The organism is Hoeflea sp., from assembly GCF_984452065.1.
The window spans coordinates 1-6,774 of sequence record NZ_CFHWAF010000192.1; the positions used below are offsets into that span (position 1 = coordinate 1).

The following is a 6,774-nucleotide window of genomic DNA, read 5'->3' on the forward strand; positions in this document are numbered from 1 at the left end:
CGCCGCCCAGCGCTTGAATCGCTGGCAAAGCCTCGCCCATCATTTGCGGTTTGATGGCGATGACCAGGGCTTCGGCGGTGACACCGGATGGCGCCGAGGGATGGTGGCGCAGGCCGCTGGTCTTGATGAAATCTGCCATCGCAGGCTGCGGCGACGGGTCGACGACGACGATTGAGCCGGCGTCAATGCCCGACGCCAGCCAGCCGCGCATCATCGCGCCGCCCATATTGCCGGCGCCGACCAGCACAACGGGACCGGATATCATGTCTGTTCAAGCCTCCTGAGGCGTCAGGCCTCTCCGACGGTCTCGAAGAGGACGGTTTCGGTGGCGCTCTTGGCGTCCATGCCGGACCATATGACGAACTGGAAGGCCTGGAAATAGAGTTCGCACGTTTCCAGCGCACTCGACAGCAGCACTTCAACCTGCTGGTTTGTCGGCTCCGCTCCGCCCGCCAGAAGCAGCGACTGGCGGAAGATGACCACGTCCTCCTGCTGCCAGAAGTCGAAATGGCCCATCAGGATCTGTCCGTTGAGCAGATGAAGCAGCTTGACCACTTCATTGACCCGCTTTTCAGGAACCTTGATATCGAATGCGCAGGCAAGATGAAGGGCCTCGAAATCCTCCATCCACGAAAACGAGACGTGATAATCCGACCAGCGCCCCTGAACGGTCATGGCGATCTCGTCTTCGCCCGCCCGTTCGAACGACCAATCGTTGTTTGCCGCGACATACTCAATCATGTCCACAGGATTGAGTTCGCGTTCATATTCAAATTCCAAAAGGCTCATGCCGCACCTTTTCTCCCGAATTTCGATTCGCTTGAGCACGGCGGCCTCGTGCCGTGCCCTTACCTGAACCCGGATCAACACACATACGCTACTGACTAATGCCGAGCCGCGTCTTTGAAGTACCTGGAACGGCAGTTTGCGGCCCGCCTCGAATCATCATTTAAAATCAGTGTATAACGGCAGAGTCACAGCGCCACCCCCAAATTGGCTGCGCGGTGAAATCGCATGTGGATACGTGGTGAATCAATTCCTCAGGCTGAATGGCTAAAGGATTCAGCGCAAAGGACTTTTGCGGCCTGTTCCGGCAACACGCCGCGGGGCAAAAAATTATTTTGCTTTGCTTGCGGCAGCGCTCTTGCGGCGGGTCGTCTTTGGTTTTGCGCCGCCTTCAAGCTCCGCAACCCGCTTTTCCAGCGCATCGATCCGGGAAAGCAGGGCCTCGTTGTCATCACGCGCGCGGGCGGCCATTTCGCGTGCCGCTTCAAATTCCTCACGCTGGACGACGTCCATCGAATTCAGCACACGCTCCGCCTGGGCCCTCAGGGCCGTCTCGACCTCGTCGCGAACACCCTGCGCGGCGCCCGCGGCATCTGTCATGAGCTTGGCGAAATCATCAAGAATGCGGTTTGGGCCTGTGGTCATTGTCCTGCCTCGCCTCAGTCGTAAAACACCTGCTTGCGTTCAAACATCAGGTAAGCGCTCGGTCAGGCGGATGCAACCCTTGACCACGGGCCAAACCGCCTGCATGGTCCGCCCCACCCGCGAAGACGCTTTGGACGAACCATGGACCCCATTCAGGCGGCGCTGCCGTTTCCGAACATCGACCCGGTGCTGATCTCCATCGGCCCGCTCGCCATCCACTGGTATGGCCTCGCCTATGTCGCCGGCATCCTCATCGGCTGGCGTTATGCCCGCACGCTGGCCGGAACCGAGCGCCTGTGGTTCGACCGCAGCCCGGCCATGTCACAGGCCGACATCGACGATTTCCTGCTGTGGTCGGCGGTCGGCATCGTCCTTGGCGGGCGGCTCGGCTATATCCTGTTCTACGATTTTGCCGCCTTTGCCCATAATCCGCTGCGCATCTTCGAGATCTGGAAAGGCGGCATGTCCTTTCATGGCGGCCTGATCGGAACGATCGTCGCCATGATCATCTTCGCCGGGAGACGGGGTATCCTGGTGTGGAGCCTGTTCGATGTCGTCGCCGCCTCCGCTCCGGTCGGTCTGTTCCTCGGCCGGCTGGCGAACTTCATCAATTCCGAACTCTGGGGCCGTCCGACCGACATGCCCTGGGGCGTTGTCTTTCCGACCGGCGGACCGGAGCCGCGTCATCCGAGCCAACTCTACGAGGCCGTTCTCGAGGGCCCGGTTCTGTTCTTTGCCCTGATGATCCTCATCTTCCGCTTCAAACGCCTCGCCCGTCCCCGCTATATCGGCGGCGCCTTCTTGGCCGGCTACGGCGCAAGCCGCATCCTCATCGAGTTCTTCCGCGAGCCGGATGCGCATATCGGCTACCTGTTCGGCGGCTGGCTGACGATGGGCATGGTCCTGTCCGTTCCCATGGTCGCCATCGGCGTGATCGCAATGGCCTATGCGAAACCGCCGGCGGCAACGGCCGTGGCAACCGACGGCGGCAAGGACAATTGACGACGCCCCTCGCCCGCAAGCTGGCGCGGCTGATTGCAACCACCGGGCCCATCAGCGTCGCGGACTATTTTTCATCCTGCCTGAGCGATCCGGAATACGGTTATTATCGCACCCGCGATCCCTTCGGGACAGCGGGGGACTTCACCACCGCGCCGGAGATCAGCCAGCTCTTCGGCGAAATGATCGGCATTTTCCTTGTCCTGTGCTGGCGTGCGCACGGAAAACCGGACACCGTCCGCCTCATCGAGATCGGGCCGGGGCGCGGAACACTGATGGCGGACGTGCAGCGGACCATCTCAGGCGTTGCCCCTGACCTTGTCTCCAAAGCCAGTGGACACCTTGTCGAAACCAGCCCCCGGCTGAGAGACGTGCAGGGCCGAACACTAAACGGCTCACCGCTGAAAAATGACTGGCACGGCGACATTGACGCTGTACCGGAGGGCTTCTCACTGCTGTTCTGCAACGAGCTCTTCGACGCGATTCCGATCAGGCAGTTCATCAGCACAAGCAATGGGTTAAGAGAGCGCGTTGTCGCCCTTGACGAAGCAGCTAACCTGATCTTTGAAGCCGGCACGGCATCGCTTGCGCCCGGCGATGCCCCGCCCGCGGCAAAGGCTGGCGACATTGTGGAAATCGCGCCGGCGCGCGAAGCCCTCATGAGCCGTATCGCGGCGCGTCTGGCGACCGGCGGCGGCTGTGCCCTGGCGATCGACTACGGGCATGGCGAGGCGGGAATCGGCGACACGCTGCAGGCCGTCCGTGATCACCGCCATGTGGGCGTTCTTGAAGCCCCGGGCGAATCCGACCTGACGAGCCATGTCGATTTCTCGGCGCTCGCGCGGGCCGCCGCCGCGGCGGGCGGCGTCCAGATCTGGCCGCTCCTGACGCAGTCCCGTTTCCTGCTCGGCCTCGGACTGCTCGAGCGCGCCGGAGCGCTCGGCGCCGGCAAAACACCGCAAAGCCAGCGGGAAATCGGCGAAGCGGTCAACCGGTTGGCCGGCGATGGCGAGGGGCAGATGGGCGGTCTTTTCAAGGTCCTGGGCCTGAGCAGTCCGGCCATTGCCGTCGCGCCCTTCGCAGACGCCGCGCCCGATTTGAGCGGCGCTGTTTCACATACACAAAAATCCGGCAATTGACACGGACGCGCACTTTGATCACCATCCCGCCGGATGACAAGCTGAGAGGCCAGCCATGCTCGACCGGGAGCAACCTGAACCGATCACCAGCCATCTGTTGGAAGAAAGCGGTGCCGGGCCGGCAATCCGCCACGGTTTCTTTACCCGCCGGGGCGGCGTTTCCGAAGGCATTTACCGCGGCCTCAATGTCGGCCTCGGTTCGGATGACAACCGCACGCATGTCACGGAAAACAGAAAGCGCGTCACCGACTGGTTCGGCCTCGCCCCGCATCGTCTCGCCACCGCGCATCAGGTCCACTCCTCACAGCCCGTTGTCGTCGACGACAGCTATGATGGCGAAAGGCCTGAGGCCGACGCTGTCGTCACCGCAACGCCGGGCATCGCCGTCGGCGTGCTGACGGCGGACTGTGGCCCGGTGCTTTTTGCCGATCCCGACAAGGCGGTTGTCGCGGCTGCCCATGCCGGATGGCGCGGCGCGCTTGACGGCATTGTCGAAAACACCATTGCGGCCATGGAGCGGCTGGGTGCGCGGCGCGAGCGGATACGCGCCTGTGTCGGGCCCTGCATCAGCGGCGGCAACTACGAGGTCGGACCGGAGTTCGTCGACCGGTTCCGCCAGCGCGACGACGCATTTCATATTTATTTTTCCCCTTCGCCGCATGGCGGGCATAGTCTTTTTGATCTGCAAAAATTTATTCTGGACCGCATCGCCGAGTCGGGTGTAGAGGCCCATCTCAGCGGAGACTGCACCTACGCGGATGAGGAAAGATTCTTTTCCTACCGGCGCACGACACACCGCAGCGAGCCGGACTACGGCCGACAGATTTCAGCAATCAGCATTGTCGATGGAGGATAGATTGGCTCAGCACTTTGACCGGGAAGAATACAGTTGGCGCATGCGCCGCCTCCTCGACGCCATGCAGGACAACAATCTGGACGTCATGCTGCTCTTTGCCCAGGAGAGCATGTACTGGCTGACGGGCTACGACACGTTCGGTTTCTGCTTTTTCCAGACGCTGATCGTCAAATCGGACGGCAGCATGCGGCTGCTGACACGCTCCGCCGACCTGCGCCAGGCCCGCCACACATCGATTATCGAGGACATTTCCATCTGGACCGACCGTGCCAATGCCGACCCGACGATGGAGCTGAAGAACCTTTTGAACGACCTTGATCTCCTGGGCTCGCGTATCGGCATCGAATACGACACCCACGGCCTGACCGGGGCCAATTGCCGCAAGCTCGACGATCAATTGCAGTCCTTCGGCGATCTGGTCGATGCGTCCGGCCTGGTCTCGGGCCTCAGGCTGATCAAGAGCCCGGCGGAAATCGACCACATCAAGACGGCCGCGGGCCTTGCCGACGCGGCGCTCGATGCCGCCCTGCCGCTGGTCAAACCCGGCGGCAGCGAAGCAGACATCCTCGCCGCCATGCAGGGCGCTGTCTTTGCCGGCGGCGGCGACTATCCCGGCAACGAATTCATCATCGGCTCCGGGCGGGATGCGTTGCTTTGCCGCTACAAATCCGGCCGGCGGGTGCTTGATGAGAGCGACCAGCTCACCCTCGAATGGGCCGGCGTCTATGCCCGCTACCATGCCGCCATGATGCGCACGATCGTGGTCGGCAAACCGAGCGAGCGCCAGCTCGAACTCTACGATGTCTGCCGCGAGGCACTTGAGGAAATCGAGCAGGTTCTTCGCCCGGGCCACAATTTCGGCGATGTTTTCTCTACCCATGCAAAGGTCATGGAAGAGCGCGGGCTGACGCGGCACCGGCTCAATGCATGCGGCTATTCGCTCGGCGCGCGGTTCACACCAAGCTGGATGGAACGGGAAATGTTCTATTCGGGCAATGAACAAAACATCCGGGCGGATATGTCATTGTTTGTCCATATGATTATTATGGATTCGGAGTCCGGGACCGCCATGACGCTCGGACATACCTATCTGACGACCGACGAAGATCCGACGCCCCTTTCGGCCCACAATCTGGATCTGATCGTCCGGTAGGGTTGATGTGTTTGGAGAGGGTGTAGCGTGCGTAGAAAGCCCGTTGTTGCAATTGTGATGACCGCCGCGACGCTTGCGCTCGCCGGCTGCAACAGCGCCCGGCTGACGGACAGTTCCTGGCTGGTCCCGAAAGCCGATGTCGGCAGGGACGATCAGCAGACACCGGTGAATCCGGATGATCCGGCACTGCCGGTTGACCAGCTCGCCTCGGATCAGCCGGCAATCCCGTCCAACCAGACGACGGCCAGCACACCGGCCAACATTGCGAGCATTGCACCAAGCAGCGCCTCGACAATCAGCTTCACACCGGTGATCGGAGCCCCGGTCAATGCCGTGCGCCCGCTGTCTCGTCAGCTTGGCTCCGAAGCGCGGGCACGCGGCCTCATGATCGTCAATTCCAGCGACGGCGGCAGCAATCACATTCTCAAAGGCTATTTTTCCGCATTCGCCGATGGCGACAAGACGACCGTTGCCTTCGTATGGGACATTCTCGACGCTTCGGGAACACGCCTGCACCGCATCCGCGGACAGGAGGTGGCACAGGGAACGGCGGCCGACCCCTGGGACGTCGTTCAGGATGCCACGATGGAAGCGATCGCCGCGCGCACCATATCCGAATATATAAGCTGGAGCGTGCAAGCCCCCTCCGGCGGCTGATTCCTGGGTAAAATCGCATATTGAGACATCGGGCCCTTGCAATCGCCCCAAAGGCCGCTAAAACGCCGGCCAACGGGGTACCAGCACAGGCAGCGCGCCATGAAACTCTTTTCAGGCAATTCGAACAGGGTCCTCGCCGAATCCATCTGCAATTATCTCAATATCCCCCTCGGAAACGCGATTGTCCGCCGCTTTGCCGATCAGGAGATTTTTGTCGAGATAAAGGAGAACGTGCGCGGCGAAGACGTCTTCATCATTCAGTCGACCGCCTACCCGGCCAATGACCACCTGATGGAACTGCTGATCATGATCGATGCCGCCCGGCGCGCATCGGCGCGGCGCATCACGGCGGTCCTGCCCTATTTCGGCTATGCGCGCCAGGACCGCAAACCCGGGCCGCGCACCCCCATATCGGCAAAGCTCGTCGCCAACCTGATCACCGAGGCCGGCGCCAACCGCGTCCTGACCCTCGACCTGCATGCCGGTCAGATCCAGGGGTTCTTCGATATTCCGACCGACAACCTTTTTGCCGTGCCGAT

At 61.7% G+C, this 6,774-nt stretch carries 9 protein-coding genes; 6 read left to right on the plus strand and 3 right to left on the minus strand.

The window, feature by feature from the left end; genetic code table 11:
- From AC5E6N_RS22510 to AC5E6N_RS22520, 3 genes are all read right to left on the minus strand, one after another.
- Nucleotides 1-265 (minus strand): pyrroline-5-carboxylate reductase family protein (locus AC5E6N_RS22510; RefSeq protein ID WP_491749909.1); only part of this gene is annotated, 265 nt, incomplete at its 3' end.
- 23 nt (nucleotides 266-288) lie between these two features.
- Nucleotides 289-789 (minus strand): type III secretion system chaperone family protein, encoded by a 501-nt coding sequence (locus AC5E6N_RS22515; protein WP_491749910.1) that lies wholly within the window; start codon nucleotides 787-789, stop codon nucleotides 289-291.
- Nucleotides 790-1,116: 327 nt separating this feature from the next.
- Complete coding sequence (locus AC5E6N_RS22520; protein ID WP_491688889.1) at nucleotides 1,117-1,431, minus strand: accessory factor UbiK family protein; 315 nt, start codon at nucleotides 1,429-1,431, stop codon at nucleotides 1,117-1,119.
- Nucleotides 1,432-1,572: 141 nt separating this feature from the next.
- Here AC5E6N_RS22520 and lgt point away from each other — a divergent pair, with 141 nt between their 5' ends.
- The 6 genes from lgt to prs all read left to right on the plus strand — a co-directional run.
- Entirely contained in the window at nucleotides 1,573-2,433 is an 861-nt protein-coding gene (gene lgt / locus AC5E6N_RS22525; protein WP_491749911.1) for a prolipoprotein diacylglyceryl transferase, read from the plus strand.
- Nucleotides 2,430-3,569: a class I SAM-dependent methyltransferase gene (locus AC5E6N_RS22530; protein WP_491749912.1), complete on the plus strand. Its 1,140-nt coding sequence runs from the start codon at nucleotides 2,430-2,432 to the stop codon at nucleotides 3,567-3,569. Before lgt ends, AC5E6N_RS22530 begins: the two co-directional genes overlap by 4 nt.
- A gap of 55 nt (nucleotides 3,570-3,624) precedes the next feature.
- Nucleotides 3,625-4,425, plus strand: a complete 801-nt coding sequence (pgeF, locus tag AC5E6N_RS22535) for a peptidoglycan editing factor PgeF (protein ID WP_491749913.1) — start codon at nucleotides 3,625-3,627, stop codon at nucleotides 4,423-4,425.
- A gap of 1 nt (nucleotide 4,426) precedes the next feature.
- On the plus strand, nucleotides 4,427-5,578 hold the full coding sequence (locus tag AC5E6N_RS22540; protein WP_491749914.1) for a M24 family metallopeptidase: 1,152 nt from the start codon (nucleotides 4,427-4,429) through the stop codon (nucleotides 5,576-5,578).
- 27 nt (nucleotides 5,579-5,605) lie between these two features.
- On the plus strand, nucleotides 5,606-6,235 hold the full coding sequence (locus AC5E6N_RS22545) for a hypothetical protein (RefSeq protein ID WP_491749915.1): 630 nt from the start codon (nucleotides 5,606-5,608) through the stop codon (nucleotides 6,233-6,235).
- 99 nt (nucleotides 6,236-6,334) lie between these two features.
- A partial coding sequence (prs, locus tag AC5E6N_RS22550) for a ribose-phosphate diphosphokinase (protein WP_491749916.1) occupies nucleotides 6,335-6,774 on the plus strand: 440 nt, incomplete at its 3' end.